The sequence below is a fragment of the Halogranum roseipondis genome (assembly GCF_059695585.1).
In genome coordinates this window covers 3,083,241-3,109,286 of the sequence record NZ_CM185235.1, presented here as the reverse complement: position 1 = coordinate 3,109,286, position 26,046 = coordinate 3,083,241, and the positions used below count along the sequence as shown (strand labels likewise).

Genomic DNA, 26,046 nt, shown 5'->3' with positions numbered 1-26,046 from the left:
AGACTAGATAACTCACTCGGCGTCGCGGGCGGACTTCCTGCGGACGAGTTTCATGTCGCCGCTGGCGCGGACGGTGCCGTCGATGGTGCCGCCGTCGTACAGTCGGAGGTCGCCGCAGGAGACGTCGCCGAGGACGCGCGCGCCCTCCTCGACGGTGACAGAGCCGCTCCGGGTCGTCACGTCGCCGTGGACGCGCGTGCCGGAGCCGACGGTGATGTCGCCGCGGGCGCGGAGGCTGCCGAAGATGTTGTTGTCCTCGCCGACCGTGATCTCGGAGGCGCGGATGTTGCCGTGGAGACGACAGCCGTCGCCGATGGTCGCGGGCGTCGAGACGCGCCAGGCGTCGTCGGAGACGCTGGCCCCGCGGGGGATGACCAGCGGCGAGACGTCGTCGTCCTCGTCGTCGGAGAGTGCGGTGGCAAGTTCGTCCGCGGCGTCCTCCTCGCCGATGCGGAGCAGCTGCGAGAGGACGATGAAGTAGAAGACGAGCGTCGGCACCGGGTTGCGGATGACGATCCAACCGTTGGCCTCGAACCCCTCGTCGATGTCGACGTCGTCACCGATGTCGAGGTCTCCGGAGACCATCAGGCGGCCGTCGATCGAGACGCGTTCGCCGAGGTAGGCGTCCTCGCCGACGAGCACGTTGCCGTCGACGGAACACCAGACGTCGAGTCGGCAGTCGCCCTCGGCCTCGATGCCGCCGCCGAACTGGACGCGTTCGCCGGCGATGACGTTCCGGCCGCGGACGCCGAACTCGACCGTTCCCTGCCCGCCGACGATGACGTCGCCGTCCGTGACGAGGTCGTGCTCCTCGACGGTCGTCCCGTCGGGGATGCGGAGTTCGTCGAGTGGGTCCTGACCGAGTGACACACGCCGAACCTGTACGTGACACCTAATAAACGGCGCGCAAGACGCTCGTCAGACGAGCGCCGCGACCGCGTCTCGCTGGTGATGTCCTTTTATAGCAGGCTGTGCTACGAGCGACTATGACTGCTCTCTCGTTCGACGACGACGGCGTCGACGTGGTCTACGAAGGAACCGAGTTCCGACTGGAGAAGGCGCTCATCGAGGAGGCGACCCAGAAGTCCTACCCTGACGTCACCGACCACGACGTACTGAAGATGGTCGAGAAGAATCCCGACCTGACTGGCGAACCGCGTCGCGTCCAGGACATTCTCCGCTAACCGCCCGCACTCCGCGAACTGCACACGCTTCTCTCGACGCTCGAATCCGCTTCCCGTACATTCGACGGAGATCGGTTGGGACTTTCAGATAGATGTCCAGACAGATATACGGATAGATAGCTGAATGGCTAGAGGGATAGCTATCCGAACAGCTCGGTGTCCGGGTCGAGCCTCGCCCACGCGAACCAGTACATCGGCGAACCGCCGTCGGCGCGGACGAGTCGTCGCCCGACGTGTGGCCCGTCGACGGCCGTCCCGGTGAGGAGTTGCCACCCCGACCCGCCGCCGAGGAGAACGTCGCCGACGCGGTCGAACTCGAACACGGCGTCGCCGACCCGGCGGTCGTAGGCGACGAGCGACCCCGACCGCGTCGCGGCGACGACGACGGGACGGTCCCCGACGGTGTCGTTGACGACGCCCGCCGCTTCGACCGCGTCGAGGGAGTACGCACGGCTCCGACCGGCGGCGGTGACGCCGACGACGACCGTCTTGGGGTGGAGTCGGACGTCGACCGTCGAGTGATCGCCGACGCCGAGGCGCGCCGACAGCTCGTAGCCGGCGTACGGGTCGAGATCGTAGTCGCGGGTTTGCCACCCTTTGACGGTGTCAGAGGCCGGTGGCGGGAGGAGCACCGTCGTCTCGGGATGTACGTGCCGCCACTCCCCCCACGTCGTCGTCGTCGTCGGATAGCGTCTCAGACGGACTCCGGCCAGTGGACCCTCGATCGCCGTCGCAGAGAGGTGACTCCACAGCGACGCGGACTCGCGGTCGTAGAGGACGAGCGACGACCGCCAGAGCAGCCCCGAGACGCCGAACGTCCGCACCGCGCCTGCGACGTGTCGGTCGGCTGCGGCGCTACTGCCAGTGAGGGGGCAGTAGCTGACGAGCAGCGACCCGCTGAACGCCTCGTCGAGCGGCGCGTACGTCCGTGAACTCCTCGACGGCAGGTCGAAGACGTCGTTGACGACCCCGTGCCACGCGAGCACCGAAATCGGGTACGCTCGCGTCTCGGAGCCCACTTCGACGCCGACGACCGGTTCGTCGGGAAGGAGCGCCGCGTCGACGCTCACCCAGTCGCCGGCGAACGCGGGGGCGGTAATGGCGGGAATCGCGTCCTTCGCCGCACCCCGTCGGAGCTCCGCCCGCGAGGCGACGGACGGACCCCCCGCGTCACCCTCGCCGACCGGTCGCGGCTCGGGCGGACGACCCCATCCGCGCAGTCCATCGAGACAGCCGGCGCTCGCGGTGAGACCACCGAGACCGGCCGCTCCGAGGAACTGGCGTCGGTTCACACTTTACTAGTCGCGCGGCTGAGAGATAAGCTGCGTTGACGACGGGGACGACACTCCTTCCCGAGCGGAGTTCGACAGCCTTCGGGAGAGTCGACGCGGCCCGACACGGCTCGGCGCGACTCGGGCTGGAGAGATCGGGTCGGATGCTCACCGACTACCGGAAGGGCAGTCGTTCCTCGAGACAGACCTTCACGATGGATTTCGCGATGGCTGCACCCCCTTCGATGGGATCGAGCTTCGTCTCGCCCGCCCGCTCGCGGTAGGCGATGGGGAGTTCTCTCACTCGGTAGTCGCGCATCAGCGGTCGGATCAACAGCTCCGCCGAGAGACCGGTGTTCTCCGTCCACTCGATGTCGTGCAGGAGCTCTCGCCGGTAGGCGCGCATCCCCGTCGTCGTGTCGTGGACGCGCGTCCCCATCAGGACGCTCGCGAGGGCGGCGAACGCGGCGTTGCCGAAGCGGTTGAACGCCGGCATCGCCTCCGCCCCGTGGTAGAGACGGTCGCCGCTGACGACGTCGTATCCGTCGTTGATCGCATCGAGGAACGCCGGGAGCTGCTCCATCGGATACGTGTCGTCGCAGTCGGTCGTGACGACGACCGGACGGTCGGGCGTGAGGACGGCCTCCCGAACGGCGACTCCGTACCCCTGCGGTCGCTGCCGGACGACCGTCGCGCCGTGTTCACGGGCGATGTCGGGCGTGCGGTCCGACGACCCGTCGACGCAGACCACCTCGGCTCGACCGTCGGTCACCTCCTCGATGTCCGAGACGACGGCCGCGACGGCCTCCTCCTCGTTGTACGTTCCCATGACGACGGCGACGTCGTCGAACGTGTACCCCATACCCTCCGTTTCCGGCAACGGTATTTGAACTTTTAGGTTCGCCAAAAACGAGTGTTCGGCGCGAGGAGACGCGTTCTCACCCGAGTCCGCGTCCGTCGGGTTGGTCTTCGAGCGTCTCGGCTCGTTCGATGAGATAATCCATGAGACGGACGGCCGAGTCCTCGACGTCGTCGAGGTCGTCGGTGGCCCGACCGCTGACTCTGACGTTCAGTTGATACAGCGAGAGTTCGACCTGTGGAACCGTCGGGTCCGTGGCCTCGGCGTGCTCGTCGTCGGGTTCGTCGGCTGCGACGTCGCCCTCGCCGTCGGAGAGCGACTTCGACTCGTCGGTCATAGGCCGTAGTCGCCACCGACCCGGATAAGCCTCACGACGACTCGACGAACGTCTCGTCGTGCAGCGACCCGGTGACGAGATCCATCAGGGTCCGCAGGTTCTCCGTGTCGTCGCGGTTGTAGGAGACGAGCGTCTCGAGGGCAGCGTCGTCACCGCGTTCGTACTGCCGCCACAGTCGAACCGCGTCGCGACCCGAGAGGTCCGGTCGGTCGCGGTCGATGCCGAGGTCCTTCTCGACCTGTTTCAACCCGCCCGTGAGGCCGAGTCGCTTGCAGGGGTACATGAGGTCGACGTGCGGGACGTCGACGGAGAGGTCGAACGACTGCTCGAGGAAGGGGACGTCGAAGCGCTTGCCGTTGAACGTGACGACGAGATCTGCGGCGTCGAACTGCTCGCGGAGCGCGCCTACGGTGAGGTCGTCTCCCTGCACGAGCGTGGTCGTCTCGTCGCCGCGGTGGAACGTCACGGTCGTGACGTCGTTGTGGGTCGCATCGAGCCCGGTCGTCTCGATGTCGAAGAAACAGGTCGACTCGCGGAAGTTCTCGTACAGTCGCCACCGCTCCTTGCTCGGAAACGCGCTGTCGAAGTAGCGAGCGTCGCCGTCGTCGAGCCGTGGAGCCGCCTCGTCGAGGAAGTCGTAGATGCGGCCCGCCGTCGTCTCGCCGACGACCGAACCGTCGAAGTCGTCCCAGTGCGTGATGCCGTGTTCCCAGAGGCGGCGCTCCGTCTTCGCGCCCACGCCGCGGACCGGGATGAAACTGTTCTCGATTCGCACGTCCCCACTGCACCGCTCCTGCGACGTAAACCTCTCGCACCGACCCGGGACCCGGGAGCCCAGCGATTATTTCGTCTCCACTCCTCTGTCGAACCATGTGCGGACGTTACACGCTGTTCACCCCCCAACCGACCTTGGAAGCGCGGTTCGACGCAGACGCCGAAGCGCCGTTAGCGCCGCGATACAACTGCGCACCCGGTCAGTCGCTGCCCGTCGTCACGAACGAAGCACCCGACACGATCCGGACGCTGAAGTGGGGGCTCGTCCCACAGTGGGCCGACGACGAGTCCGTCGGGAACGACCTCATCAACGCCCGTGCGGAGACCGTCCGCGAGAAGCGGAGTTTCGCCGACGCGTACGAGCAGCGCCGCTGTCTCGTTCTCGCAGACGGGTTCTACGAGTGGGTGAACAGCGGAGAGAAGAAACAGCCCTATCGCGTCGCGTTCACCGACGATCGTCCGTTCGCGATGGCCGGGTTGTGGGAACGGTGGACACCGCCGCAGACGCAGACCGGGTTGGGCGACTTCGGCGGTGACGCCACTCCGAGCACGGAGCCGGACCCGATCGAGACGTTCACCGTGATCACGACGGAACCGAACGACCTCGTCTCGACGCTCCACCACCGGATGGCCGTCGTTCTCGACGAGAGTGAGGAGGAGACGTGGCTGAGCGGCGACCCCGACGAGGCCGAACGACTGCTCGACCCGTACTCGAGCGACGCGATGGAGGCGTACCCCGTCTCGACGCGGGTCAACAGTCCAGCGAACGACGGTCCGAGCCTCGTCGAAGAAGTCGAGACCGGGGTGTAAGCCGCCAGAGCCGGCCGTTTTGGGATCAGTTCGTGCACTCGGGAGTTCGACGGCTGTCCGGACGTTCTGTATAGGTATAGCGAGCGGACATTCTGTATAGCGATATTTGATATACACGTCCGTCCGGGAACGCGCATCACGACACAGTAAACACTCAGTTGTCACGTGTGCCGTGTCAACTTGAGCGGTTCGTTCGATAGTCGGACACCTCTCGAACCGGAGTGATTACGTCGAGTGCAGGGTCCGTTCTTTTCGATGCGTAAACTGTCGGCGTTCGATATCGTGCTGTTCGATTTGGACGGAACGCTCTGTGCGTACTGGTGGTCGGACGCCGAGGTTCTCCGGTTGGCGTTCGAGTCGACGGGAGTCGAACCGTCGTTCACGACGTCAGAGCAGTCCGAGGAGTACTGTCACGGGGACTACGTCGAGCAGTACGACGACGTCGACGTGATTCGGGAACTGGCGTTTGGGGGCACTCACTACAGGGCAAATCGACAGTCCGGAAACTGGAGTCGCCGTCGCCCGAGCGTTTGCAGCCGAACGTGACCATCGAGACGTCCGGCCTTCCCAGGTGCGTTCGAGGCCTTGGAACTGGCTGCCCGAAAAGCCGAGTCGGGCTCGTGACGAACGCGCTTCCGGAGATGCAACGACCGGAGCTCGAGTCACTCGGAATCGAGAACGACTTCGAAGTGTGCGCCTTTGCCGGATACGACACCAAACCAAAACCGTCGGCCGAGCTGTTCGAGTACGCGCTCGATGCAGTCGACGCAGAACCGAGTCAGTCGATCCACATCGGAGATTCGCTCCGAGGGGACATCGGAGGTGGAGGTGCACAACCGTGGGGCTGAACACCGTGTTCGTCGGCGAGCAGAGCAGTGTCGAAGAGAGTGACGCAACTCCCGACCTAGCAGTCGAATCGATGTCGAGTTGGCTGCCTTACTCCGGGGGGTAGAGGGTAGGAAGACAGGCTTCCAGAAGGCTACTCCAGAAGCCTGTAGATGTTCGTCTCGTAGGTGTCTCGTACCTTGTCACCCCAGTTGTGGGTGTAGGTGTCGATGATGTCGTCGGCGACGTCGCCACGGAGATACTTGACGATGCCGCGGTCACCCGTTCGGTCGCGGAGGTGCGTCGTGAAGAAGTGTCGGAAGTAGTGCGGGGTGACGTTCTCGCTGGCGCCGCCGCCGGTTCGGTACCATCCCTGGTCGCGAGCGTGAGTCTCGACGATGTGTCGAACCGCCTCCGGCTCGAGCCGCTCTCCCCACCCCTCGGCCGTGCCGACGAACAACGGGTCCGCGGAAGAACGAACGTCGGGTCGAACGGCGAGCCACCGGACGAGCACTCGCTGGAGTTCCGCGTCGACCGGAACGACCGTCGCTCGCTTCCGCTTGTTCGAGGCGGTCCGTTCCTCTCCGTTCGTCGACTCGCCGAACGAGGGTTTCGACGAGACGAAAAGCGAATCGGCTCGTCCGTCGAGCTCCGCCCGCGTCCCGAGATCGTAGGTCGACTGTACGTTGGAGTGTGTGAGTGAGACGTCCCGAAGATCGAGGTTGCAGAGTTCGCCGACACGCATCCCCGTTTTGAGGAGCGTGACGACGACCGCTCGGTGGAGTGGATGAGTCAACCCTGCGACGAACCGCCGCATGGCGGAGACGTCGATCTCGCGGCGAGTCGGATCTTTGTCGATCGTCTCGTCCATCTCCTCCATCACGAGCGTCATCGGGTTCGACTCGAACACGCCGACCTGCGTCATGTACGCGTAGAATCGATGGAGGTACGCCGCGTAGGTCGCAACGGTACTCGGTTCGACGGTACCGCGGAGCGTGTGAACCCACGCCATGCAGTGTCGGTGCGTCGCGTCGGCAGGGGCGATCGACTCGTCGAACGGGTTCGCTTCGGGAGTCGCGAGAAACGACTCGAACCGTCGGAGCACTCGCTGGTACGAGTCGCGCGTACGTTCGGTCTTCCCGTGGAAGACGAGATCCTGCAGGAAGTACCCGATCGGGTCTTCGGGGTCGTCGTCCGTCGCCTCAGTTGCCATCGGTCACGAGCGTGTAGCCGCCGTGTCGACCGCTGTACCGGATCCGGTTCGAACTCTGAAGCTCGCCGAGTGCGTCGTCGAGTCGGTCTTCCAGATCGCCAGCCAGTGCCTCGACGAGTTGGTCCCACGACATGAAGTCGGTGGATTCGAGCGTCGAGAGCACCCGTGTTTCCAACCCGTCTACCCCAGGGGTCGCGTCGTTAGAACCACCTTCCACGGGGTCGAGTTCGAACCCCTTTCTGCCGGCTTGTACCATCGTTCGGACGAACTCGCTTTGGCTCATGTCGAGTTCCTCCGCGTGTCGCTGCCACCGCTCTTTCTGATACGCGGGTACGTACGTTCTGACGGCAGTCCGACTCGTCTCCGGATCGTCGCTCATGGTCGAGTCTCGGAGGCCCCCCACTTCAGCGTGTCCCTACACACTCGGATAAGGTCACTTATCCACAGTTGTGTCTTCATTAGCAAACGATATGGGAGGCCTACAGTTCGGGATCAACGCCGCTTGCGACCCACTACTCGGGATAAGTGTAAGCCGCAACGCTCCCGTGATAGAATTCGGGATATGCTTTCGAGGTAGTCGATCGCTCCTCTCCCGAAACCGATCGAAACGAGTGGAGCGAACTGACCGCCGCTTGCAGTATGGCCGATAGCTTCGACGAGATGTGACGAAATCCGACGAACGCAAACGCGGCGTCGATGCCGATCCGAGATGGACGTCACGGCGACTGTCGAGATCCGAGTCTCACCGGAGACACGGGACGGACCCGAATCGGGGCAACTTCGAGGAATAGTTCGAGACAGCGAGTCCGCCTCACTCCGAGAACGTAAACTGGACGTTCTCGAGACCGAATCCGAGCGACTTCGCCGCCTCGTCGTACTCTTCCGCGTGGGCGAGACCGGTTCTGAGGATGATCTCGAGTGCGTCCGTCTCCGAGAGATTCTCGTCGTCGTACTGCTTGACGAGGTCGGCGACGGCGTCCTGGAGTTCGAACCGCGTCTCCTTCAACAGTTGGAACTGCTTCTGCTGGCGATCGTCGGTGACCTTCGAACGGGCCATCGCGTAGGGAAGTCCGTCGCGAGTGACGACGTCCAGCGAGGGAACGTCGGCCGTTCTCGTGACCGAGTCCTCGTCCGCAGAGTCGCTGTCCGTCGGGGTGTCCGGCGAGCCGTCCTCCGTCGTCGACGGCTGTCGGGTCGCGGCCTCGTCGCTCTCCTGACTACTCTTCGAGACCGCTGGCGAGTCTGCGTTCTTGAACGGACTGTTGGAGTAGTCGGCGTCGCTTCCGGTCGAGGAGTACTTGTCGTCGCGAGCCATCAGTTCACCACCTCCGCCTCGAGGTCGGCGGACTCTGTCGCCGTCCCCTCCACGACGTCGGCGACGTTCTCGAAGGAGTCGAGGATGTCGAGTTGGTAGTCGCGCAGTTCGTGTTCGTCGTGGTAACGGAACACGCTCATCCCCTCGCCCCACGCGTCGCTGATCTTGCTCCGTTTGTAGACGACGAACGGCGTGACGAGTCGATCGCTCGCCTCGAGTTCCGCGAACACCTCCTGCTGTTTGTTGGTCTGTCGTTTCCGGACGCGGTTCGGAACGACGCCGAGGATGGAGAAGGAGACGTCGACGCCCGGGATCCGGTTGAACCCGCGTTCCATCGCGGCGAGCTCCGCCTCGAGTCCGCCGATCGCTGCGATCCCCTTGTCGGTCATCTCGGCGGGGGCGACGACGTTCTGAGTCGCGACCATCGCGTTGGAGACGAGCGTTCCCGTCGTCGCCGGCGGATCGACGAGGACGTAATCGTACAGCGCCGTCAACCGCTCCATCTCGTGGTGGAGCAGCCAGTGTTTGCTCCCGGAGTCGACGCCGTCGGTCGACTCGATCTTCGATTCGACGTTCGCAAGATCGTTGTGTGTCGGGATCAAGTCGAACTCTGGGGTCTCGATGACGATCTCCTGTAATCGCTGATCGTCGTCGACCAGGAGATCGGCGATGTTCTCGTAGTCGTCGCGACCGGCCCACTCGCCGTACCCCATGTGATCCGTCATCCCGGCGTTCTGTGGGTCGAAGTCGATCGCGAGGACGTCGTGCCCCCGGCGAGCGAGCGCAGCGGCGGTGTTGACGGTGAACGTCGTCTTCCCCGTTCCGCCGGCCTCGGTCCAAAACGTGACTGCGTTCGGCATAACTCGATCTGCGCGAGAGTCGTTAATAAAAACACGTCAGACGGACGGAGGACAGAACGATGCTGCTATCGGTTGATCGTATTCGCGAAACGGAGAGGAAGCCAGATTCGAAACCCGACGGCGTTCGATGTAGAGAACACAAAGAGCAGAAAGGCGTCTATCTAACTATTTAGCTCGTCGTTTAGGCGCTGGTCTAAACAACAAATCGACCGGAGAAGGGCGGCGTCTGTCCCCGAACACGGGTTCGTCACCACCTGCCGTCGTCGAGTCGCGGATTCCGAACCTGAAGCTGGGTTGCCGGCGCGGGAGTGCGCGGGCCGTGCTGTCGGTCACTGAGAGGGATTATCGTCGCCGGCCGGCAGACCCGTGATCCGCAGCGAGCCACAGGGTGCGATTCTCACGGAGAGAGTCGACGACTGCGACGATACCTCTCTGAGCACCAGGCGTTCTGCGCACCGACGCCGTGAGTACCGTATCGAGCCGGCCGCGTTCACGAGATCAGTTCGAACGTGGGATGGTGGACGGTACCATCCGTCACTCGAAGGACGTCGATAGCGCGCCACGTAAACCACATTCCGGTATACGAAAGTGGAGAGTGGCCGCGAAGGGTCGTACCTCAGTAGCACGGACATGCCGACCCGTCTATTCACCGATACAGAGGGTTTAACAAGATATCCGGTGTAAGTTAATACATGACTGTCGTCAGCGTCTCCATGCCCGAAGAGTTGCTCAACCGAATCGACGAGTTCGCCGACGAACACGGGTACACCGGCCGAAGCGAGGTGCTCCGGGAGGCGAGCAGGAACCTCCTCGGGGAGTTCGAGGACAAGCGGTTGGAGGACCGCGAACTGATGGGTATCGTCACGGTACTCTTCGACTTCGAGACGACGAGCGTCGAAGAGCGGATGATGCGCCTCCGTCACGAACACGAGGATCTCGTCGCTTCGAACTTCCACAGCCACGTCGGTCACCACTACTGTATGGAGCTGTTCGTCCTGGAAGGTTCGCTCGAAGAGATCTCGACGTTCGTCGGCAAGCTCCGCGCGACGAAAGACACCCTGAGCATCGACTACTCGGTGATGCCGGTCGACGACTTCGGTCCGTTCAGTACGGCGGAGTAGGTACGACTCTCGACGTCGGTCCGTCCCAGCTCTCAGGCCTCGATCGCCGTCTCTAATTTCTGCTCGGTGAGCAGCGATTTGACGCTCTCGGTGGCGTCGCTGGCTTCCGTCGGGTTCTCCATCAGAACGGTCTCACTCGGGAAGAGATGTTCGCCGAGGACGAGTCCGTGGTCGCGCGCCGTCGACCCGGTGACCGTGAGATAGATGCCGAGTCCCGTCTCCGCGATCGCCGCCTCCTCTTCGTCGGCGTCGGGAGCGGGGTACGCGAACTCGACGTCGGTCAGCGCGTCGGTTCCGAGCACCGCCTCGACGAGTCGTTCGTAGCGTGGCGAGATACAGAGGTCACCCGCGTGGTCGGCGACGAACGTGCGGTCGAGATCCGCACCCGGTGGGAGTAGCTCCGGTTTCGCCATCAGCGTGTGATAGACCGTATCGCCGAGTCCGGTGACGACGCGGACGTCCGACTCGCGGGGGTCGATACGGGCGTTGACGTCCGCGAGACTGTCGAGCCCGTCCGGTCGGAGCGAGACGACCTCTTCGAGGACGAGGTCGGCGCTGTCGAACCCGAGGGCGAACTCGTGGGTCCGGAGCGATCGGAACGGCTCTTCGCGACCGACGAGGCGGACGTCCACGTCGTCGGTCTCGATGGTGACGCTGTCGAAGACGATGCGGCGGGGTTTCCCGTCGCGGTCGTCGCGAAGCAGCGTGTACTCCGGGGACGTCGGCTCCGAGAGGTCGCTGTAGTCGACCAACCGCTCGTAGACGTCGCGGTCCGGATGCTGTCGACCCTTGGTGACGGCTTTCTCGTATCGAAGCGTCGAGGAGACCTCGTCGGCGAGTGCGTGGACGCCCGCGCCGGCCGCGAGGCGTTCGAGCACCGCTTCGAGGGGCCGCCCTTTCCGGGGCACAGCAACACAGACCGTTCCTGTCATTGTCGGACGGTGGTGGTCGCGAACTAAACCGATTGCGTTTTCGGCAGCGTTCCGCAGCGTGCCGTAACCCCTAACCCCGAGGTATGCGTGTGTCGCCGTATATGGTACCGCGGCCGCGCGACGAGCACACCGAAACCGCCAAGGAGGCAGGACAGTCGGCGTACCGTGCCGCACTCGACGTGGTGTTGACCGGTATCGCAGTTATCCTCCCTGTCGTCGTCACGATCTACGTACTGAAGGCAGCACTCGACATCCTCACGAACGCGTTACGACCGATCGTCGTCATCCTCGAACATTTCGGGGTCATCCGCGACGTCCGACAGACGTTCGTCGTCGCCGACGTGCTCATCGAACTCGGGATGTACAGAGACGTCGTCTCGGTCATCTCCGAGATCGTCGCCGTCACGCTGCTTGCGGTGCTCGTCGTCACTATCGGCGTCGTCGCACGCTCGCAGTCCGGCGATCGACTGCTCGACTACTTCGACTACGTGATCATGGCGATCCCCGGCATCGGAGCCATCTACAAGAGCTTTCGACGGATGGGTGATGCGATGCTCGAGAGCGACATGGACCACTTCCGGTCGGTGAAACTCGTCGAGTTCCCGCACGACGACACCTACGTCATCGGCTTCGAGACCGCAGAGTCGCCGTCGTCGGTCCAAGAGACCATCGGGAACGGCGACGACAACATGGTCACGATGTTCATCCCGCTCGCCCCGAACCCGGTCATGGGCGGGTTCCTGACGCACATCCCCCAGGGTCGGATCATCGACGTCGACATGACCGTCGAACAGGGCGTCCGAAGCATCATCACGAGCGGAATCGCCACCTCGAAAGACTCACCCGACTACGACGGATTGGGGAGTGACGACGGGTTCGGGATCTCCCCCGACGACCTCCCGGGGTCGTTCGGTGATTCGCCGCGCAACGAGGACTGAGTCGGTTCGCCGTTCACTCGCCGCCGAAGGCGCTCCCGAGGCGATCTCGGAACTGTTTCAACTCGACGAGCTCCGTCTGAACGTCGTCGAGTTCGGCCTCCAACGCCGCGACGTCGGCGAACTCGTCGCGGAGTTGCTCGATCTCTGTGGACAGCTCCTCGCGCATCGCGTCCAGTTCCTCCTCGAGACGTGCCCGGCTCTCTGCGAGGTCGGCGTCGAGGTCGGCCACGTCGGCTCGGACGTCGCCCATCTCCGTATCCAGCGAGTCGACGGTCGCCGCCAACTCCTCGACGTCGTCGGCGACGGTGGCCAGTTCGTCGACGTCGTCGGCCAGTGACGAGAGGTCGTCGGCGTTCGCCTCGGCGCGACTCTCGACGGTGTTCACGGCCGTCGCGACGTCGTCCAGTTCGTCTCGGAGGTCGACGCGGTCCGACTCGGCGGCGGTGAGCGCCGTCTCGAGCGTCGTCAGCGACGACGACACCGACTCGACCTCCGCGCGGAACTCGGTGATGAGCTGTTCGCCGGTGCCCTCCTCGTCCATGAACTCAGCCAGCGCGTCGCTGTACGCCTCGAGGTCGTCCATCTGCGACTGCAGTCGCCCGATCCGGACGTCGACGCTGGTGGGGACGCCGACGTCGAGCTCGCGCTTCAACAGCGCCAGATCGTCGTCGTCGACGCGGCCCTCGCGGATCTCCGTGGCGAGCGTCGCCGCGATACCACCCGAGACGGCCGCCGTCGCACCGGCCGGAGCGGGGTCGGTCGCGACGGGGTCGGTCGTACCGGCGTCGGCGTCTCCGGTGTCGGTCTCGTCTTCGACGTCGTCGGCCGTCTGGCGGCTGGCGTCTTCGACCTCGACGTCCTCTTCCTCGCTCGCGTCGACGGCGATCGGGGCCGCGGTGGCGGAGGTGTCGTCGCCCCGCTCGACGACGGCGGAGACGGTGTCGTCGTCGACCGACCGGGGTTCGACGGCGTCGTCGGCCGAGACGTCACGTCCCTCGTCGCCGGCGTCGGCGTCGGTCAGCGGGTCGTCGAGCGCGAGTGGCTCGTCGGCGTCGGCGGTCACCGCTTCGTCGTCGCTCTCTGGGTCGGCGAGCGTCAGCGGCTCCACGTCGTCCGCCTCGTCGTCGGCTTCGGCGTCGGCCAACGGATCGTCGAGTGCGAGTGGCTCGTCGGCGTCAGTCTCGTCCACGCCGTCCGCAGCGAGCGGATCTCCACCGTCGTCGACCGGTGGATCCTCGAAGTCGAGTGCTTCGGGCGCATCCATCCCGGGAACCGTGTCGCTGTCGCCGGCCAGCACGTCGCGGACGACGTCGGTGGTGTCGTCGCCGACGATGTCCTCGACGCCCTCGGCCTCGGGGCCACCGCTCTCGGCCGTCGAGACGAGGTCGACGGTCGGTTCGCCGAGGAACGCGGACGCCGCTACGTCGGCCTCCTCGAGACGGATCCCGTACACCGTCGTCACCGACTCCTCGGGGGCGAGCGTCCGGACGAACTCGACGTGGTGGTCCTGGTACGCCGTCCAGTTGTCGTTCTCGTAGTCGGGGTGGAAGCCGACGCAGTCCATCGGAAACGACTCGGGGACGTCGTCGGTCAGGCGGACGTCGACGCTGTCGGCGCTCGTCGACTCGAGGACGAACTTGATCGCGGGGACGGGGAACTCGTCGGCGGCGAACGTCTTCTCGACGGTGACGTCACCGGCCGAAACAGTGATACTGTCGGCGAGGTCGGGGTCGTGACTCATGAGGAACACAACCCACACCCACTACATAAATCAATCGAGCATCAATAAGATGATAAGAAAGTATCTAAATTCGAAAGTTAAGAACAGAAGACCATTTCGTCGCGGGCGAGCACAGACGGATCGACGAGCGAGGGGAGTGAGAGACGCGAGCGGCGTCGACGGACGAGACGAGTGTCTCGGGGTCGTTCGAGAGATCGAAAGTCACCCGTGACGTGGCCGAAGTCCGGCGAGCTCGGCTGCTGATAGAACTCTCCGTCTTCTGACACCGAGACGCCGAAGACGTCTCGAACCGCTCGTCGCGGAGTCGGGTCAGTAGCTCGTGCGATTGGCTCTACACCCGACCGCACGACAGCGGTCGGTCGGGTGGGTGACGACGTGCACTCGGTACTAGAGGTCGATCCGGTCGCCGATCTCGGCGACTTCGAGCGACCGGGGGTACTCGTAGCTCCGAGTGTGGTGGTGGAGCACCTTCGGGTCCGCAGTCATCCCCTTCCACATGTCCCAGTGGCTGGGGAGCAGGCGGTCGAACTGGAGGTCGCTCGCGGCCTTCACGACCTCGTTCTCCGTCGAGTACCACTTCGTGCGGACCGGATCGCGGGTCTCCTTGTCCGGGATGTTGCCGACGGCACCGAACGCGAGGATGCCGAGGTCAATGTCGTACTCGTCGGCCAGCTCCGGGAACTCCTCGTGCGGTTTCGTGTCGCCGCCGTGGAAGATCGTGCCGGACTCGTGTTCGAGGACGTAGCTCACCGGATGCGTCGAGTCGGGGTCGTTGGCGAACTCGACGTGGACGGTGAACTCGCCGAGTTCGACCGTGTCGCCCTCCGTCACCTCGTGGAACTGCTCGTCGCTCACGTCCCACTCGTCGGTCCACTCCTCGTCGTCGAACGCGACCGAGAGGCTGTCGTCGGGCGCGTAGAAGTCACAGTCCGTGTTCGCGAGCATGGGTGCCTGACTCGGGCCGTGAGTGTGGTCGGTGTGTTCGTGCGTCGCGAGGACGGCGTCGACCTCCTCGACGTCTTCGGGGTCGAACGGGACGGGGATCATCCGAACGGTCCGCGGCGGATCGCCGAGGCCGACGTAGGGGTCGATGTAGAGGGTCGTCCCCTCGCTACCTTTGACGACGAAGCCGTTACAGCCGAGATACCAGACGGCGACGGTCTCGGGGTCTGCGTCCTCGACGGCGCGTGGGAGCCAGTCGCCCCAGTCACTCACGGTCATGGACGGGACTGTGTGGGCCGGGAGACTAAGCGTTGTGGACTCGGCGTCACCTGCCGAGGCGGAGGTAATCCTTTTTCGTAGTTCTAGCCGGAAAGTATTCCCCACCTCGGGTTGTGTGTTGTTAGCATGACACCTCCAGTATCGACCGGACGGACGCTGACGTACGCGGAGATGGTTCGCGCGATCCAGGAGTCGACGCCTTCACCGAAAGGCCGACTGACGCCCGACAGCCGAGTGTACTGACAGCCCGCGTCGTGTCGGCGACGCGACCGCCGGACTGACGTCCCTTCACGACCACGGACACACATGGTCGAGGTCGAAGCCGAGATCGAAGCCCTCGGAGACGCGTTGCTCGCCGCCGACACCGCAGTCGCGTTCACGGGTGCGGGTGTGAGCACGGCGTCGGGAATCCCCTCGTTCCGCGGCGACGACGGCGTCTGGGGGACGCAGTTCGATCCCGACGACTTCCGAGTCGGCCGACTCGACGCCGACCCCGCGGGGTTCTGGCGCGACCGACTCGACCTCCACGAGACGATGTTCGCCGCGGACCCCGAACCCAACGCCGCCCACGAGGCACTCGCGGAGTTGGAGCGACGGGACCTGCTCGACGCGGTCGTCACGCAGAACACCGACGGGTTGCACGCGGCCGCCGGCACCGAACGCCTGCTCGAACTCCACGGCAACGCCCAGCGAGTCGTCTGTCGCGGCTGTGGCCGCCGGAGCGACGCCGCCGACGCTCGCCGACGCGTCCGCGAGGGCGAGTGTCCCCCTCGCTGCGTCGAGTGCGACGGCGTACTCAAACCCGACGTCGTCCTGTTCGGCGAGATGCTCCCCGGCGAGACGCTTCAGGAAGCGAAGCGACTCGCCCGCGAGAGCGACGTCTTCCTCGCCGTCGGGTCGTCGCTGACGGTCGAGCCCGCGGCGTCGTTGCCCGGTCTCGCCGCCGGCGACGGGACGCTCGTCCTCGTCAACCTCGAGGAGACGCCGTACAGCAGTCGGGCGGCGGTCGACCTCAGAGCGGACGTCACGGAGGTGCTCCCGCGGGTCGTCGAACGAGTCGAGGGGCGGGAGTGAGACTCGGCCACCGAAACCGTTGACTGCGTCGACTCCGAGCGACGACCATGCGCGTCAGCGTCGTCGGCGGGAGTCGTATCGGGCCCGAAGAGGAGGAGACGGCCGAAGCGGTCGGAAAGCTGCTCGCCCAGCGCGGTCACAGCGTCGTCTGCGGCGGTCTCGGCGGCGTCATGGAGGCCGCCTGCCGCGGGGCGAAGGAGGCGTCGGGGACGACGGTCGGCGTCCTCCCCGGCGAAGACCCCGCCGCGGCCAACGAGTACGTCGACGTCGCCGTCGCGACGGGACTGAGCCACGCGCGCAACGCGCTCGTCGTGATGAACGGCGACGCCGTCGTCGCCGTCGACGGCGGCGGTGGGACGCTCTCGGAGATCGGCTTCTCGTCCGTCTACCGGAAGCCGATCGCCGGACTCGGGACGCACGACGTCGAGGGCGTCGAGGCGTGTGAGACGCCCGAAGAGGCGGTGAACTACGTGGAGTCGGCGGTCGAGTCGGCAAGCGAGTGAACGGCTCAGGGTCGCGTCGAGACGACGGGCGGCTGCGACCCGCTGGATCGACTCTCGTCGTCGCGCTTCCCCTCTCTCCGCTGTCGCCAGTACCGGCGAGCGACGGCACCCATCCCGACGGTCCCGACGAGGAAGTTGACTGTGCCGCCGACGAACGGGACGAGACTCAGGAGCGAGGAGACGACGACGCCGACGGCGAGTGCGACGAACAGCGTCGACTCCGTCACGGCGTCGGCGACGCCCGCACCGAGTGCGACGGTGCCGACGACGCCGCCGACGACGGCGACCAAGCTGTAGACGAAGATTCCCGGAATCGCTACCAGCAGGCCGACGATCGTGATCGCGAGGACGACGAGTGCGATCAACCCACCGACACCGGCGAGCAGCCCCCAGAGGAACGTCTCGCCGGGGGACTCGCGGACGTCGGCGGCGACGCGCTCGGTGTAGTCGGGCGCGACGGCGACGACGAGCAGGCCGACGACGCCGTTGACCGCCAGCGCGATAGTGAGACGGAGCAACGGCGACAGCTGCGGGGCGGTCGTCGTCGGTTGCGCGGCGGCGACACCGGCTACGGAGAGGAGCGTCAGGAGCGAGGCGACCACTACCGACAGCCGTGTGGAGGGCATGACGTCCTCGACTCGCGAGTGCGACGGTAAGTGCTTTCGGGTGGCTGACACCACGAAGTATTTGTCAGTTCGTCCGGAACGGTCGGGCGATGCAGCGACGTGCCCTCCTCTCGACGGTCGGTGCGACCGTGTTCGCCGGCTGTCTCGCCGGCGACGTACCGAGTGCGACCGACGACAGCGCCGAGTCGTCGACGCCGGACGCGACGGACGTGACGGACGCGACCACGCAGACTCCCACGACCGAGACCGCGACGGCCGCACCGCCCGACGTCGGCGTCGCCCCCTCCGAAGCAACGGGGCCACCGTGGGACGACGACGTGAAACGCGTCGTCGCGTGGCCCGACGTGACCGACGACACGCCCATCGCGCTGAGACCGTCGACGCAGCGTGGGTCGCTGCCGACGGCGACGGTCGAGTTCACGCTGACGAACGACGCCGACGTCCGGTTCGACACCAACTTCTACGCGTGGCGGGTGTGGAAGCGCGTCGACGGCGAGTGGTTCCACGTCGCCCCCCGCGCGTGGAATACACCCTTGATGTCGCTCGCCCCCGGCGAGTCGCACGCGTGGACGCTCACCGTCGACAACACGCGACTCGACGGCGAGCCGCTCCCGCGGGCGGGCGGCACCGAGGAGCTCTCGCTCGCCGGTCTCGGCGGTGGGACGTACGCCTTCACCGTCGACGGCTGGTTCGCCGGGGAGGGCTACCGCAACGGCGTCGGCTTCGCCGCCCGGTTCGACCTCGACGGCGACCCGGTCGAACTGACGCCGACCGAGGCGGTGACGGCGACGACCCGCGACGGCGACACGGTGGTCGTGGAGACCGACCGCGAGGCAGGCGGGGAGTCGCGGCCGGCCGCGTTCGTGGTCGAGCAAGTCGAAAGTGGCGTCAGCGGGTCGACGGACGACGACGTTCGTAGGCTCGTCACCGAGCAGGCGCTGCGGGACCGGACGCTCCGGAACACGCTGCCGTTCTTCGAGGCGGGAGTCGAGACCGTACGGCTCGAAGAACAGAACTCCGTGTGGCCCGTCTTCGGCGTGAGAGAACCGCGGACGATCGCGTACGACGGGGTCCGGTATCGACTCAGCGCCGAAGAGCTGTGAGAGCGACGTGAGTCACGCTCGAAGCGGGCGTTCAGTCGGCGGTCCGTGGGTCGGGATGCTCGGGCGAGCAGGGCGAAGAGAGAGCGTCACCGTCGGTTCGAATCTCCAGAAGACGAGGGAGTGCCTCGGGGCAGGTTCACCAGGTGCCGTGGAACGTGTCGAACTGGAGGTTCTCCAACGGCTCCTCGCCGATGGCGATCTTGTACTCTTGCGGAGTGAGCATCGGCTTGTGGAACCGCGGCCCGTCGTCGGTCGTGATGCGCGGACAGCCCGTGTTGACGAATGCGTCCATGTCGAAGTTCCGCAGGCGGTCGGGCGTCACCTCGTCCATCGTGATGAGGTAGGCGTTCTCGTTGTTCTCGACGATCTCCTCGGCGATCTCCCAGCGGCCCTGCCCGATCTTCGTACAGAAGATGACGCCCCACTTCTCGGCGTCCATCGCGCGGTGGACCGCGCCGTAGCGCTGCTTCATGAACTTCTCCGTGTCGGCGACCTTCACGACGTTGTTGACGGGATCGGCGATGACGACCTTCTTGTCGGGATGTTCCATCGCGAGGCCGAGCGGGTGGAACTTCCCGCCGCCGACGTACATGATCTGGTCGGCGTCGATGTCGGCGGAGGCGTAGTTACAGCCGAGCACCTGCCCCTCGTAGGTGAGGCGGTCGTCGCCCTTGCGGGTGTGGACGTCGTAGCCGCGCTCTTCGAGCCAGTCGACCATGTCGCCGAAGAGGTTCATGTGCTGGGCGGTCGTCACGAGCCCGACGTTCGGGTCGTCGTCGGGGTCTTCGAACTCCTCTAAGGACTCCTCCATGATGGAGTAGGGGTCGACGTTCGAAAAGAGGGGAACGTAGATGATCTTGTCCGACTCCTTCATCGGCGAGTGGCCGAAGTGAACGAAGACGTCCGTCCGGCGCATCAGGTAGGTGTCGAGGTCACACGCGCCGTAGCAGGGCTGTCCCGAGAGGAGGAAGGTGACGTCGTCGTCGCACAGTTCGCGGAGGTCGTCGGCGACGGCCGGGCCGCGGCGCTTCAGTCCCTCGGGGAACTGGAGGCCGACCTTCTTCGCGTCGCGTTCCTCCACCTCCTCGACGATGCGTTCGAGTTCGTAGTCCCACTCGCGGTCGTGTCGGAGCGACATCCCGGTGTTTCGGAGGTCCCCTTCGGAAGAGGCGTCCTGGCTCATTGCACTGGCCTAACCGGTCAGGAGGTTTAACCTCGGCGTTTCCGCGAGCGCAACTGCGTGCAGCTCACGGCGCCTCGAACTCGTCGAGCCAGCCGCTGACGACGCCGTCGAGCGCGCCCGTCGTACTGCCGAGGTTCAGCAGTTGGTAGCCCGCCCTCGCCTTCTCGTTGACGTCGTCCATCCCGAAGCCGAGTCCGCCGACCGGGACGCCCGCGTCGGTCGCCTTCCGACGGATCGTCTCGACCGCCTCCGCGACGTCCGGATGGTCGAGTTCGTTCGGGTGGCCGAGCGACACCGAGAGGTCGAGCGGCCCGATGAAGACGAACCCGAGGTCGGGAACGTCGAGGATGGCGTCGAGTTCCTCGACTGCGGCTCGCGTCTCGACGGTGACGCCGACGAGCGCCTCCTCGTCCTCGCGGGTGACGTAGTCGTCGGCCAGCCCCCAGCGTCGCGCGCGCGGACTCGCCAGCCCCCTGTCGCCCGGTTCGCCGTCGTACTCGAAGTACGCCGCGCGAACCGCTCGCCGGACCGCGTCGGCGGACTCGACCCGCGGGAGGAACAGCGACCGGACGCCGGCGTCGCGGAGCTTCCGGACGACGCTCGGGTCGGCGCTCGGCAGGCGGACGAGCGGTTCGATCCCGGTCCGCTCCGCGGCGCGCAGCAGCGCCTCTATCGCGGGAGCGTCCCACGGACTCGGGCCGGCGTGTTCGAGATCGAGCCAGACGAAGTCGAGTCCGAGTTCGCCGTAGAACTCGACGAGCGAGGGGTCGTAGGTGTTGTCGAGGACGCCGAGGAGGACGTCGCCGTCGGCGAGTCGACCGCGCAGTCCCGTGGGGTGGTCTGTCGAAGCCATGCTCCCTAGTCGCGCGCCACGAGATTAACCGTTGACACGCCACAGACTCGACCATCTCGTCCGGTCCCCGTCCGTCCCGTTCGAGACACGCGCTACGGTCCGGTTACGGCCACGTCACTCGGGTATTCAAACGACTGGGGTGAGTAGGAGGCACCGATGAGTGCAGATCTGCCGCTCTCGCACGTCCACGTCGAACCGGCCGCACCGACCGACGGTCCCGCACCGGCCGTCGTCGTGTTGCACGGACGCGGTGCCGACGAGGAGGACCTCCTCCCCGTCGCCCAGCAACTCCCGGACGAACTACACGTGCTCAGTCTCCGCGCGCCGGACCGTCTGATGAACGGCTACACCTGGTACGAACTCGACACCTCGGCGGGCGGCCTCCACGAGAGTCAGCCCCACGCCGAGGAGTTCCGTCGGAGTCTCGATCTCGTCTCCGAGACCGTCGAGTCGGCCGTCGAAGCGTACGACCTCGACGCCGACCGCATCGGCCTCCTGGGGTTCAGTCAGGGCTGTATCACGAGCCTCGGTCTCCTCCTGGAGGGGCCGGACCGCTTCGACTGGGTCGTCGGCCTCCACGGCTACCTCGCGGAGTCGCACGCCGACCTCGACCCCGACGGCATCGAGGGGAAACCGGTCTTCCTCGGGGCGGGCGCGGCCGACCAGATCATCCCGGCCGACCGCGTCGAGCGCGCCGCCGAACGCCTGCGGGAACTCGGTGCCGACGTCCGCTTCGACGTCTATCAGGCTCCCCACGGTGTCGGCCGACAGGAGTTGGAAGACCTCGTGGCGTTCGTCGAAGCGCAGCTCTGAGGCGAGTCGACGAGTCGGGTCGCTCGGTCGCTTCTCCGATCACCTGCGCGTAATGTGAACGCGACTCACATTCGGCAAGCCTAAACGAGTCGAGTCCCAAGCCCGGCTATGAGCGTCGAGACCACCTCGCTGGAGTCGCTGGGACGTGAACTCGGGAACGCCATCGCGGAGTCGCCCGAGTACGAGCGGTTCGAGGAGGCCCGACAGGCCGTCGAGGACGACGACGAGGCCCAAGCACAGATCCAGGAGTTCGAACAGCTCCGACAGGAGTTCATGATGGCCCGCCAGACCGGACAGGCGAGTCAAGACGACGTCGAGAAGGTCCAGCGCGCACAGGAGAAGCTCCACCGCCTCCCGGTGATGGCGGACTACCTCGAAGCGCAGTCCGAACTGCAGGATCGACTCGAAGCGGTCAACGAGGCGATCTCCGAACCGCTCGCCGTCGACTTCGGCGGCGAGGCCGGCGGCTGCTGTCAGGACTGAGACGAGACACCGCCTCTTCCCGTCCCGGAGGGCCGGGACGCTTTCTACGGTCCCCCGAGTACCGCGGCCATGGTCAGCGTCCTCCTCCCGACCGTCGAGTGGGGTCCAGTCTGTGAGCAACTGACGGCCCAACTCGACGGCGACGACGAGTTGCTCGTCGTCTGCGACACCGAGTCCGACCCCGTCGCCGACCACGACCCGCCAGACGGGGTCCGAGTTCTCGTCGCGGGCGAACCGGAGGGCTGCTCCGGGAAGGCGAACGCACTCGCCTACGGGATGGAGCGGGCAACTTGCGACCGGTTTCTCTGGACCGACGACGACTTCGACCACGGCGAGGACTGGCTCCGGCGGGTGAAGCGCCTCGCGGACGAACACGGCGTCGTCACCGGCGTCCCCGTCTTCGTCGGCGACGGCTGGTGGCGACTCGCCGAACCGCTCGTCGCCGTATCCGGGTCGCTCGGGTTGTACCTCGGCGGGCAGGTGTGGGGTGGCTGCGTCGTCTTCACTCGCGACGACGTCGACGTCGAGCGACTCGTCGCGGACCTCCGACGGACGGTCAGCGACGACGGGCTGCTCTCCGCCCGGCTCGACGACGTCACCGCCGTACGATCACTGACCGAGCAGCTCCGCGTCGACGGCGACGTCGACGCCGTCCGTCAGCGACTGGTCCGGTTTACGCAGACGGTGCGGTTCGAGGAGACGTCGAGTACAGCGGCGTTGGTCGGCAGTGTCCTCCTGCTCGCCCTCGCGACGCTGCTGTGGCCGCTGCCGGTGGGAGCCGCGACGACGGCGCTCACCGCCGGGACGTACTGGTTCTTCGGCGTCCGTCGGCCGACGTTCCTCCTCACCGCTCCCGCGCTCCTCCTCGCGCCGTTCGCCGTCGGCTACGGCCTCCTCGTCCCCGAGTTCGAGTGGGGGGGCCGTCGGTATCGGTGGCGCGACGTCTACGACGTCACCGTCGTCGAGTGAGCGGTCCGAACGACGGGGGAGCGTCGGCCGGAGACCGACGACCGCCGAGCGTCGAGCGGTCGACGTGCGAGCGTTCATATCCCAGGAGGCGGCCACCGTCCCTATGCTCGCAATCGCGGGTGGGAAGGGCGGCAGCGGGAAGACGACCACCACGCTCGGCCTCGCGAGGGCGTTCGACGGGCGGACGCTCGTCGTCGACGCCGACGCTGACATGCCGAACCTCCACGCGCTGGCCGCGGTCGACCGGAGACCGACGCTCGCTGCCGTCGACGGCGAGCGCCGTCCGGAGCGCGTCGCACAGGGCCACCCCGAGGACCCGGACGTCTCCGTGCTGCCCGCGCCCGTCGGACGGCCGGACGACGGGGACGAAGACGGGACTGGCGAGGGAGCCACCGACCTACAGCGACTGCTCGGTCGACTCCGTTCGTTCGGCGAGGAGCCCCGACACCGGACGCTCGTCGACTGTCCGGCCGGTGCCGGGCCGGACGCGGTCGCCCCGCTCCGCGTCGCCGACGGGGTGCTCGTCGTCTCGCCGCTGTGTGCGGCCGCCCTCCGCGATGCGGCCAAGACGACCGCGATGGCCCGAACGCTCGGCACGCCCGTCCTCGGCGCGGTTCTCACCCGAACGCGGCTTCGGCCACCGGGCGTGGGCGACCTGCTCGACTGTCCGGTGGTGGGGTCCGTCCCCGAGGTTCGCCCGCCCGTGCTCGAACGTGACGCCGTCCGGACGGCGTACGGGCGACTCGCGGCGACGCTGGCGGGGGAGGAAACCTAATATGCGTGGGGCGAGAACGTGAACGCATGTCCCGTCGCCTGCCGACCGGAATCACGGTACTCGACCGGCGCCTCGGCGGCGGCATCCCCGCGGGCAGTATCGTCCTCCTCGAAGCGCCGCCCGCCAGCCAGTCGGAGCTGTTCCTCTACGAGTTCACCGCGACGCGGGGGACGCTGTATCTGTCGACCGTCCGCTCGGAGGCGGCCGTGGCCGACGCCTTCGACCGCGTGAACACCCGCGTCGGCAACCCGACCATCCGTGACATCGGCAGCGACGCCCCGCTGGACCACGCCAACCGACTCGTCGGCGCGCTCCCGGAGGAGGCGAACCTCATCGTCGACGTCGTCGACGTGCTCGAGCAGTCGGACTCGGCGCGGTACCGAAGCTTTCTGAACGAACTCCAGACGCAGATCGTCAACACCGGCGGCATCGCCGTCCTCCACGCGATGAAGGGCCGTTCGATCCCGGCCAACCGCGACGTGACGGAACACATGGCCGACGTCGTCTTCGACCTCCAGACCGAGGTGAAAGGCCAAGAGATCGTCAACCGACTCGCAGTGCCGAAGTTCCGCGGCGGCGCGGCGATGGACGAGACGATCAAACTGAAACTGGCAGAACAGGTGGCCGTCGACACCAGTCGCGACATCGCCTGAGCGGAGTCGTCGCCGCGGAGCGAGAGAACCGAACGTGTGTGGGGAGGGCCGGACGATCAGCGGAGTACGATACCGACAGGAGTATCGAAGGAAGTTCTTTTTAAAACCGTTGTGGTTAAAAATAGTTACAACTAGTAAAAACACACAAGAAATTTCCACACACCGAACAGTCGGCGACGGCTCCCGAGTCGGCGGGGCGGTTCAGAGCGCGACGTAGCCGAGCACGCCCAGCGTCGTGGCGACGACGAGCAGAACCCACGTCTGGACCGCGGCCAACGGTCCGCTCTCGGCGTTCTTCCCGACGAACAGGTAGACGAAGTAGAACCAAAGCGGGGCGAGACGGACGAGATAGCTGGGAGACTCGCCGAGCACGAACCGCAGCACGAACGCGAGCACGACCGTACAGCCGGCGGCGACGGCGGCGACCACCAGGTCGTCCGGTACCGGAAGCTGTGTGTCCTCCGAGGAGTCCATAGGAGAGACTGGTGGTGAGGCGCTAAAGAAAACGGTGGTCGGGAGTCGATGCCGAGTCGCGAGGTCGTCGCGTTACTCCTCGGTCTCTTCGGCGTCGGAGGCTTCGAGTTCGTCGACGATCTCGTCGGCGTCGACGTCGACGTCTTCGAGGGCCTCTTCGATGTCGGCACCGCCGGCACCGCCGGCGCCGCCCATCATACCGCCCATGCCGCCCATCATGCCGCCGGAGCCGTCGATGGTCTCCTGGACGATGACGCGGTCGATGCCGAGTCGCTGCATCATGTCCTGGGCGATCTGCTGCTTCGAGAACATCCACTGCTGGTTCATCGTCATCTGCGGCGTCGCCTCGATGTACAGCGTCTCCTTCTCGACGGTTTCGACCGTCGTCTCGGGTTCGGCGTCCTCGTCCGCGTCTTCGTCGGGTTCGACGACGGTCTCCTCTTCGACCTCGTCGGTCTCGATCCAGACCTCCGGCGACTGCTGGAGGTACATGCCGAGCAGCCCCTGAGCCTGCTCTTCGCGGTCGTCGACGACCTCGACGATCTCGTAGTCGTACTCGAGATCCTCACCCGCGAGCGGGTGGTTGAAGTCGACGCGTGCGCGGCCGCCGATGATGGTCTCCAGTCGCCCCTGCTGGCCGTCGATCTGGACCTGGGCACCGGGGTAGCGGTCGTCCTCCGCGATCTTGTCGGCGGCGACCGTCTTCACGTCGTCCGGGTCGAACGCGCCGAACGCTTCCTCGGCGGGGACGTCGACCGTCCCGGTGTCGCCGACGTCCTTCCCCTGCAGGTCGTCGTCGACGCTCTGGAAGACGTGACCGGCGCCCACGACGATGACGCGGGGGGCGAACTCGTAGTCGTCGTCGTCGATGCCGGCTTCCTCGGCGACGTCCTGTTTCGTCGTGTCGACGACCGTCTCGTCTTCCTTCGTACGGACCGTGTAGTCCAGCTTGACGAAGTCGCCGTCCTGGATACCCGCTTCTGTCTCTTCGACCTCTTCCTCGACGTCATCGGCGGCGTCCGCCGTCTCCGCCTGCTGTTCGTCACTCATGGTTCGAATGTCTCCCGTGCTACCCTTAAGAATCACGTTTCGGGCCTCAGAGGCCGGACGACCCGATACCGGCCTCGTTGGTGGGC

At 66.0% G+C, this 26,046-nt stretch carries 31 protein-coding genes; 14 read left to right on the top strand and 17 right to left on the bottom strand.

The window, feature by feature from the left end; all coding sequences use genetic code 11:
* Positions 1 to 12 precede the first annotated feature (12 nt).
* Complete coding sequence (locus EOHIBHHM_RS16240) at positions 13 to 870, bottom strand: polymer-forming cytoskeletal protein (RefSeq protein WP_497252403.1); 858 nt, start codon at positions 868 to 870, stop codon at positions 13 to 15.
* Between the two features lie 116 nt (positions 871 to 986).
* Between EOHIBHHM_RS16240 and EOHIBHHM_RS16235 the strand changes: the two genes are divergently transcribed.
* The gene (locus tag EOHIBHHM_RS16235) at positions 987 to 1,184 is read left to right on the top strand and encodes a DUF5800 family protein (RefSeq protein ID WP_497252401.1); all 198 of its coding nucleotides are present in this window, start codon (positions 987 to 989) and stop codon (positions 1,182 to 1,184) included.
* Between the two features lie 140 nt (positions 1,185 to 1,324).
* Here the strand turns inward: EOHIBHHM_RS16235 and EOHIBHHM_RS16230 are convergent, their stop codons facing one another.
* The 4 genes from EOHIBHHM_RS16230 to EOHIBHHM_RS16215 form a co-directional block, all read right to left on the bottom strand.
* On the bottom strand, positions 1,325 to 2,476 hold the full coding sequence (locus tag EOHIBHHM_RS16230) for a DUF3179 domain-containing protein (protein WP_497252399.1): 1,152 nt from the start codon (positions 2,474 to 2,476) through the stop codon (positions 1,325 to 1,327).
* Positions 2,477 to 2,630: 154 nt separating this feature from the next.
* On the bottom strand, positions 2,631 to 3,317 hold the full coding sequence (locus EOHIBHHM_RS16225; RefSeq protein ID WP_497252397.1) for a dolichyl-phosphate hexose transferase: 687 nt from the start codon (positions 3,315 to 3,317) through the stop codon (positions 2,631 to 2,633).
* A gap of 76 nt (positions 3,318 to 3,393) precedes the next feature.
* Positions 3,394 to 3,651 (bottom strand): DUF8002 family protein, encoded by a 258-nt coding sequence (locus EOHIBHHM_RS16220; protein ID WP_497252395.1) that lies wholly within the window; start codon positions 3,649 to 3,651, stop codon positions 3,394 to 3,396.
* Positions 3,652 to 3,682: 31 nt separating this feature from the next.
* Positions 3,683 to 4,426 (bottom strand): ribonuclease H-like domain-containing protein, encoded by a 744-nt coding sequence (locus EOHIBHHM_RS16215; RefSeq protein WP_497252393.1) that lies wholly within the window; start codon positions 4,424 to 4,426, stop codon positions 3,683 to 3,685.
* Positions 4,427 to 4,521: 95 nt separating this feature from the next.
* Between EOHIBHHM_RS16215 and EOHIBHHM_RS16210 the strand changes: the two genes are divergently transcribed.
* The 3 genes from EOHIBHHM_RS16210 (at position 4,522) to EOHIBHHM_RS16200 (ending at position 6,083) form a co-directional block, all read left to right on the top strand.
* Positions 4,522 to 5,235, top strand: coding sequence for an SOS response-associated peptidase (locus EOHIBHHM_RS16210; protein WP_497252391.1), 714 nt, complete (start codon positions 4,522 to 4,524; stop codon positions 5,233 to 5,235).
* Between the two features lie 255 nt (positions 5,236 to 5,490).
* Complete coding sequence (locus EOHIBHHM_RS16205; RefSeq protein ID WP_497252389.1) at positions 5,491 to 5,781, top strand: hypothetical protein; 291 nt, start codon at positions 5,491 to 5,493, stop codon at positions 5,779 to 5,781.
* Between the two features lie 74 nt (positions 5,782 to 5,855).
* Positions 5,856 to 6,083: an HAD family hydrolase gene (locus EOHIBHHM_RS16200; protein WP_497252387.1), complete on the top strand. Its 228-nt coding sequence runs from the start codon at positions 5,856 to 5,858 to the stop codon at positions 6,081 to 6,083.
* Positions 6,084 to 6,214: 131 nt separating this feature from the next.
* Here EOHIBHHM_RS16200 and EOHIBHHM_RS16195 read toward each other — a convergent pair whose 3' ends face one another.
* The 4 genes from EOHIBHHM_RS16195 to EOHIBHHM_RS16180 form a co-directional block, all read right to left on the bottom strand.
* Positions 6,215 to 7,273 carry a tyrosine-type recombinase/integrase gene (locus EOHIBHHM_RS16195; protein ID WP_497252385.1) on the bottom strand — a complete coding sequence of 353 codons (1,059 nt, stop codon included), beginning with the start codon at positions 7,271 to 7,273 and terminating at the stop codon, positions 6,215 to 6,217.
* A complete protein-coding gene (locus tag EOHIBHHM_RS16190) occupies positions 7,263 to 7,652 on the bottom strand; it encodes a DUF5805 domain-containing protein (protein WP_497252383.1) in 390 nt (129 codons plus the stop codon). The genes EOHIBHHM_RS16195 and EOHIBHHM_RS16190 overlap by 11 nt, the downstream gene beginning before the upstream one ends.
* Before the next feature lie 432 nt (positions 7,653 to 8,084).
* Positions 8,085 to 8,588: a DUF7970 domain-containing protein gene (locus EOHIBHHM_RS16185; RefSeq protein ID WP_497252381.1), complete on the bottom strand. Its 504-nt coding sequence runs from the start codon at positions 8,586 to 8,588 to the stop codon at positions 8,085 to 8,087.
* The gene (locus EOHIBHHM_RS16180) at positions 8,588 to 9,448 is read right to left on the bottom strand and encodes a ParA family protein (protein ID WP_497252379.1); all 861 of its coding nucleotides are present in this window, start codon (positions 9,446 to 9,448) and stop codon (positions 8,588 to 8,590) included. The genes EOHIBHHM_RS16185 and EOHIBHHM_RS16180 overlap by 1 nt, the downstream gene beginning before the upstream one ends.
* A gap of 692 nt (positions 9,449 to 10,140) precedes the next feature.
* Here EOHIBHHM_RS16180 and EOHIBHHM_RS16175 point away from each other — a divergent pair.
* Positions 10,141 to 10,569: a CopG family ribbon-helix-helix protein gene (locus tag EOHIBHHM_RS16175; protein WP_089824806.1), complete on the top strand. Its 429-nt coding sequence runs from the start codon at positions 10,141 to 10,143 to the stop codon at positions 10,567 to 10,569.
* A 32-nt stretch (positions 10,570 to 10,601) separates the two neighbouring features.
* Here EOHIBHHM_RS16175 and EOHIBHHM_RS16170 read toward each other — a convergent pair whose 3' ends face one another.
* A complete protein-coding gene (locus EOHIBHHM_RS16170; RefSeq protein ID WP_497252377.1) occupies positions 10,602 to 11,501 on the bottom strand; it encodes a phosphoribosyltransferase HisG-related protein in 900 nt (299 codons plus the stop codon).
* 101 nt (positions 11,502 to 11,602) lie between these two features.
* Here EOHIBHHM_RS16170 and EOHIBHHM_RS16165 point away from each other — a divergent pair, with 101 nt between their 5' ends.
* A complete protein-coding gene (locus tag EOHIBHHM_RS16165) occupies positions 11,603 to 12,439 on the top strand; it encodes a DUF502 domain-containing protein (protein ID WP_497252375.1) in 837 nt (278 codons plus the stop codon).
* Between the two features lie 13 nt (positions 12,440 to 12,452).
* Here EOHIBHHM_RS16165 and EOHIBHHM_RS16160 read toward each other — a convergent pair whose 3' ends face one another.
* A complete protein-coding gene (locus EOHIBHHM_RS16160; RefSeq protein ID WP_497252373.1) occupies positions 12,453 to 14,180 on the bottom strand; it encodes a hypothetical protein in 1,728 nt (575 codons plus the stop codon).
* A gap of 387 nt (positions 14,181 to 14,567) precedes the next feature.
* On the bottom strand, positions 14,568 to 15,401 hold the full coding sequence (locus tag EOHIBHHM_RS16155) for an MBL fold metallo-hydrolase (protein WP_497252371.1): 834 nt from the start codon (positions 15,399 to 15,401) through the stop codon (positions 14,568 to 14,570).
* 306 nt (positions 15,402 to 15,707) lie between these two features.
* Here EOHIBHHM_RS16155 and EOHIBHHM_RS16150 point away from each other — a divergent pair, with 306 nt between their 5' ends.
* Both EOHIBHHM_RS16150 and EOHIBHHM_RS16145 read left to right on the top strand, forming a co-directional pair.
* Positions 15,708 to 16,475 carry an NAD-dependent protein deacylase gene (locus EOHIBHHM_RS16150; RefSeq protein WP_497252369.1) on the top strand — a complete coding sequence of 256 codons (768 nt, stop codon included), beginning with the start codon at positions 15,708 to 15,710 and terminating at the stop codon, positions 16,473 to 16,475.
* 47 nt (positions 16,476 to 16,522) lie between these two features.
* The gene (locus EOHIBHHM_RS16145; RefSeq protein WP_497252367.1) at positions 16,523 to 16,978 is read left to right on the top strand and encodes a TIGR00725 family protein; all 456 of its coding nucleotides are present in this window, start codon (positions 16,523 to 16,525) and stop codon (positions 16,976 to 16,978) included.
* A 5-nt stretch (positions 16,979 to 16,983) separates the two neighbouring features.
* Here the strand turns inward: EOHIBHHM_RS16145 and EOHIBHHM_RS16140 are convergent, their stop codons facing one another.
* Complete coding sequence (locus EOHIBHHM_RS16140; protein WP_497252365.1) at positions 16,984 to 17,604, bottom strand: DUF8173 domain-containing protein; 621 nt, start codon at positions 17,602 to 17,604, stop codon at positions 16,984 to 16,986.
* Positions 17,605 to 17,693: 89 nt separating this feature from the next.
* Here EOHIBHHM_RS16140 and EOHIBHHM_RS16135 point away from each other — a divergent pair, with 89 nt between their 5' ends.
* Positions 17,694 to 18,707, top strand: a complete 1,014-nt coding sequence (locus EOHIBHHM_RS16135; protein ID WP_497252363.1) for a hypothetical protein — start codon at positions 17,694 to 17,696, stop codon at positions 18,705 to 18,707.
* A 136-nt stretch (positions 18,708 to 18,843) separates the two neighbouring features.
* Here the strand turns inward: EOHIBHHM_RS16135 and dph2 are convergent, their stop codons facing one another.
* Both dph2 and EOHIBHHM_RS16125 read right to left on the bottom strand, forming a co-directional pair.
* A complete protein-coding gene (gene dph2, locus EOHIBHHM_RS16130) occupies positions 18,844 to 19,890 on the bottom strand; it encodes a diphthamide biosynthesis enzyme Dph2 (RefSeq protein ID WP_497252361.1) in 1,047 nt (348 codons plus the stop codon).
* A 64-nt stretch (positions 19,891 to 19,954) separates the two neighbouring features.
* Entirely contained in the window at positions 19,955 to 20,743 is a 789-nt protein-coding gene (locus EOHIBHHM_RS16125; protein ID WP_497252359.1) for an HpcH/HpaI aldolase family protein, read from the bottom strand.
* 156 nt (positions 20,744 to 20,899) lie between these two features.
* Here EOHIBHHM_RS16125 and EOHIBHHM_RS16120 point away from each other — a divergent pair, with 156 nt between their 5' ends.
* The 5 genes from EOHIBHHM_RS16120 (at position 20,900) to EOHIBHHM_RS16100 (ending at position 24,436) form a co-directional block, all read left to right on the top strand.
* Positions 20,900 to 21,556, top strand: coding sequence for an alpha/beta hydrolase (locus EOHIBHHM_RS16120; RefSeq protein ID WP_497252357.1), 657 nt, complete (start codon positions 20,900 to 20,902; stop codon positions 21,554 to 21,556).
* Positions 21,557 to 21,664: 108 nt separating this feature from the next.
* Entirely contained in the window at positions 21,665 to 22,039 is a 375-nt protein-coding gene (locus tag EOHIBHHM_RS16115; RefSeq protein ID WP_497252355.1) for a YlbF/YmcA family competence regulator, read from the top strand.
* Between the two features lie 69 nt (positions 22,040 to 22,108).
* On the top strand, positions 22,109 to 23,008 hold the full coding sequence (locus EOHIBHHM_RS16110; protein ID WP_497252353.1) for a glycosyltransferase: 900 nt from the start codon (positions 22,109 to 22,111) through the stop codon (positions 23,006 to 23,008).
* A gap of 103 nt (positions 23,009 to 23,111) precedes the next feature.
* Positions 23,112 to 23,783 carry a MinD/ParA family ATP-binding protein gene (locus tag EOHIBHHM_RS16105; RefSeq protein ID WP_497252351.1) on the top strand — a complete coding sequence of 224 codons (672 nt, stop codon included), beginning with the start codon at positions 23,112 to 23,114 and terminating at the stop codon, positions 23,781 to 23,783.
* 26 nt (positions 23,784 to 23,809) lie between these two features.
* Entirely contained in the window at positions 23,810 to 24,436 is a 627-nt protein-coding gene (locus tag EOHIBHHM_RS16100; RefSeq protein ID WP_497252349.1) for an RAD55 family ATPase, read from the top strand.
* Between the two features lie 201 nt (positions 24,437 to 24,637).
* Here the strand turns inward: EOHIBHHM_RS16100 and EOHIBHHM_RS16095 are convergent, their stop codons facing one another.
* Positions 24,638 to 24,910, bottom strand: coding sequence for a DUF8049 family protein (locus tag EOHIBHHM_RS16095; RefSeq protein WP_497252347.1), 273 nt, complete (start codon positions 24,908 to 24,910; stop codon positions 24,638 to 24,640).
* Positions 24,911 to 24,982: 72 nt separating this feature from the next.
* Positions 24,983 to 25,960, bottom strand: a complete 978-nt coding sequence (locus EOHIBHHM_RS16090) for an FKBP-type peptidyl-prolyl cis-trans isomerase (protein WP_497252345.1) — start codon at positions 25,958 to 25,960, stop codon at positions 24,983 to 24,985.
* Positions 25,961 to 26,046: the final 86 nt, after the last annotated feature.

What these genes read in the sequence shown, in the direction of transcription:
- EOHIBHHM_RS16120 (WP_497252357.1), top strand. Translation starts at nt 20,900, where the DNA reads ATGAGTGCAGATCTGCCGCTCTCGCACGTCCACGTCGAACCGGCCGCA.
- EOHIBHHM_RS16210 (WP_497252391.1), top strand. Translation starts at nt 4,522, where the DNA reads ATGTGCGGACGTTACACGCTGTTCACCCCCCAACCGACCTTGGAAGCG.
- EOHIBHHM_RS16180 (WP_497252379.1), bottom strand. Translation starts at nt 9,448, where the DNA reads ATGCCGAACGCAGTCACGTTTTGGACCGAGGCCGGCGGAACGGGGAAG.
- EOHIBHHM_RS16170 (WP_497252377.1), bottom strand. Translation starts at nt 11,501, where the DNA reads ATGACAGGAACGGTCTGTGTTGCTGTGCCCCGGAAAGGGCGGCCCCTC.
- EOHIBHHM_RS16095 (WP_497252347.1), bottom strand. Translation starts at nt 24,910, where the DNA reads ATGGACTCCTCGGAGGACACACAGCTTCCGGTACCGGACGACCTGGTG.
- EOHIBHHM_RS16105 (WP_497252351.1), top strand. Translation starts at nt 23,112, where the DNA reads ATGCTCGCAATCGCGGGTGGGAAGGGCGGCAGCGGGAAGACGACCACC.
- EOHIBHHM_RS16110 (WP_497252353.1), top strand. Translation starts at nt 22,109, where the DNA reads ATGGTCAGCGTCCTCCTCCCGACCGTCGAGTGGGGTCCAGTCTGTGAG.
- EOHIBHHM_RS16195 (WP_497252385.1), bottom strand. Translation starts at nt 7,273, where the DNA reads ATGGCAACTGAGGCGACGGACGACGACCCCGAAGACCCGATCGGGTAC.
- dph2 (WP_497252361.1), bottom strand. Translation starts at nt 19,890, where the DNA reads ATGAGCCAGGACGCCTCTTCCGAAGGGGACCTCCGAAACACCGGGATG.
- EOHIBHHM_RS16125 (WP_497252359.1), bottom strand. Translation starts at nt 20,743, where the DNA reads ATGGCTTCGACAGACCACCCCACGGGACTGCGCGGTCGACTCGCCGAC.
- EOHIBHHM_RS16235 (WP_497252401.1), top strand. Translation starts at nt 987, where the DNA reads ATGACTGCTCTCTCGTTCGACGACGACGGCGTCGACGTGGTCTACGAA.
- EOHIBHHM_RS16145 (WP_497252367.1), top strand. Translation starts at nt 16,523, where the DNA reads ATGCGCGTCAGCGTCGTCGGCGGGAGTCGTATCGGGCCCGAAGAGGAG.
- EOHIBHHM_RS16155 (WP_497252371.1), bottom strand. Translation starts at nt 15,401, where the DNA reads ATGACCGTGAGTGACTGGGGCGACTGGCTCCCACGCGCCGTCGAGGAC.
- EOHIBHHM_RS16135 (WP_497252363.1), top strand. Translation starts at nt 17,694, where the DNA reads ATGCAGCGACGTGCCCTCCTCTCGACGGTCGGTGCGACCGTGTTCGCC.
- EOHIBHHM_RS16165 (WP_497252375.1), top strand. Translation starts at nt 11,603, where the DNA reads ATGGTACCGCGGCCGCGCGACGAGCACACCGAAACCGCCAAGGAGGCA.
- EOHIBHHM_RS16220 (WP_497252395.1), bottom strand. Translation starts at nt 3,651, where the DNA reads ATGACCGACGAGTCGAAGTCGCTCTCCGACGGCGAGGGCGACGTCGCA.
- EOHIBHHM_RS16175 (WP_089824806.1), top strand. Translation starts at nt 10,141, where the DNA reads ATGACTGTCGTCAGCGTCTCCATGCCCGAAGAGTTGCTCAACCGAATC.
- EOHIBHHM_RS16115 (WP_497252355.1), top strand. Translation starts at nt 21,665, where the DNA reads ATGAGCGTCGAGACCACCTCGCTGGAGTCGCTGGGACGTGAACTCGGG.
- EOHIBHHM_RS16100 (WP_497252349.1), top strand. Translation starts at nt 23,810, where the DNA reads ATGTCCCGTCGCCTGCCGACCGGAATCACGGTACTCGACCGGCGCCTC.
- EOHIBHHM_RS16205 (WP_497252389.1), top strand. Translation starts at nt 5,491, where the DNA reads ATGCGTAAACTGTCGGCGTTCGATATCGTGCTGTTCGATTTGGACGGA.
- EOHIBHHM_RS16225 (WP_497252397.1), bottom strand. Translation starts at nt 3,317, where the DNA reads ATGGGGTACACGTTCGACGACGTCGCCGTCGTCATGGGAACGTACAAC.
- EOHIBHHM_RS16160 (WP_497252373.1), bottom strand. Translation starts at nt 14,180, where the DNA reads ATGAGTCACGACCCCGACCTCGCCGACAGTATCACTGTTTCGGCCGGT.
- EOHIBHHM_RS16185 (WP_497252381.1), bottom strand. Translation starts at nt 8,588, where the DNA reads ATGGCTCGCGACGACAAGTACTCCTCGACCGGAAGCGACGCCGACTAC.
- EOHIBHHM_RS16140 (WP_497252365.1), bottom strand. Translation starts at nt 17,604, where the DNA reads ATGCCCTCCACACGGCTGTCGGTAGTGGTCGCCTCGCTCCTGACGCTC.
- EOHIBHHM_RS16150 (WP_497252369.1), top strand. Translation starts at nt 15,708, where the DNA reads ATGGTCGAGGTCGAAGCCGAGATCGAAGCCCTCGGAGACGCGTTGCTC.
- EOHIBHHM_RS16090 (WP_497252345.1), bottom strand. Translation starts at nt 25,960, where the DNA reads ATGAGTGACGAACAGCAGGCGGAGACGGCGGACGCCGCCGATGACGTC.
- EOHIBHHM_RS16190 (WP_497252383.1), bottom strand. Translation starts at nt 7,652, where the DNA reads ATGAGCGACGATCCGGAGACGAGTCGGACTGCCGTCAGAACGTACGTA.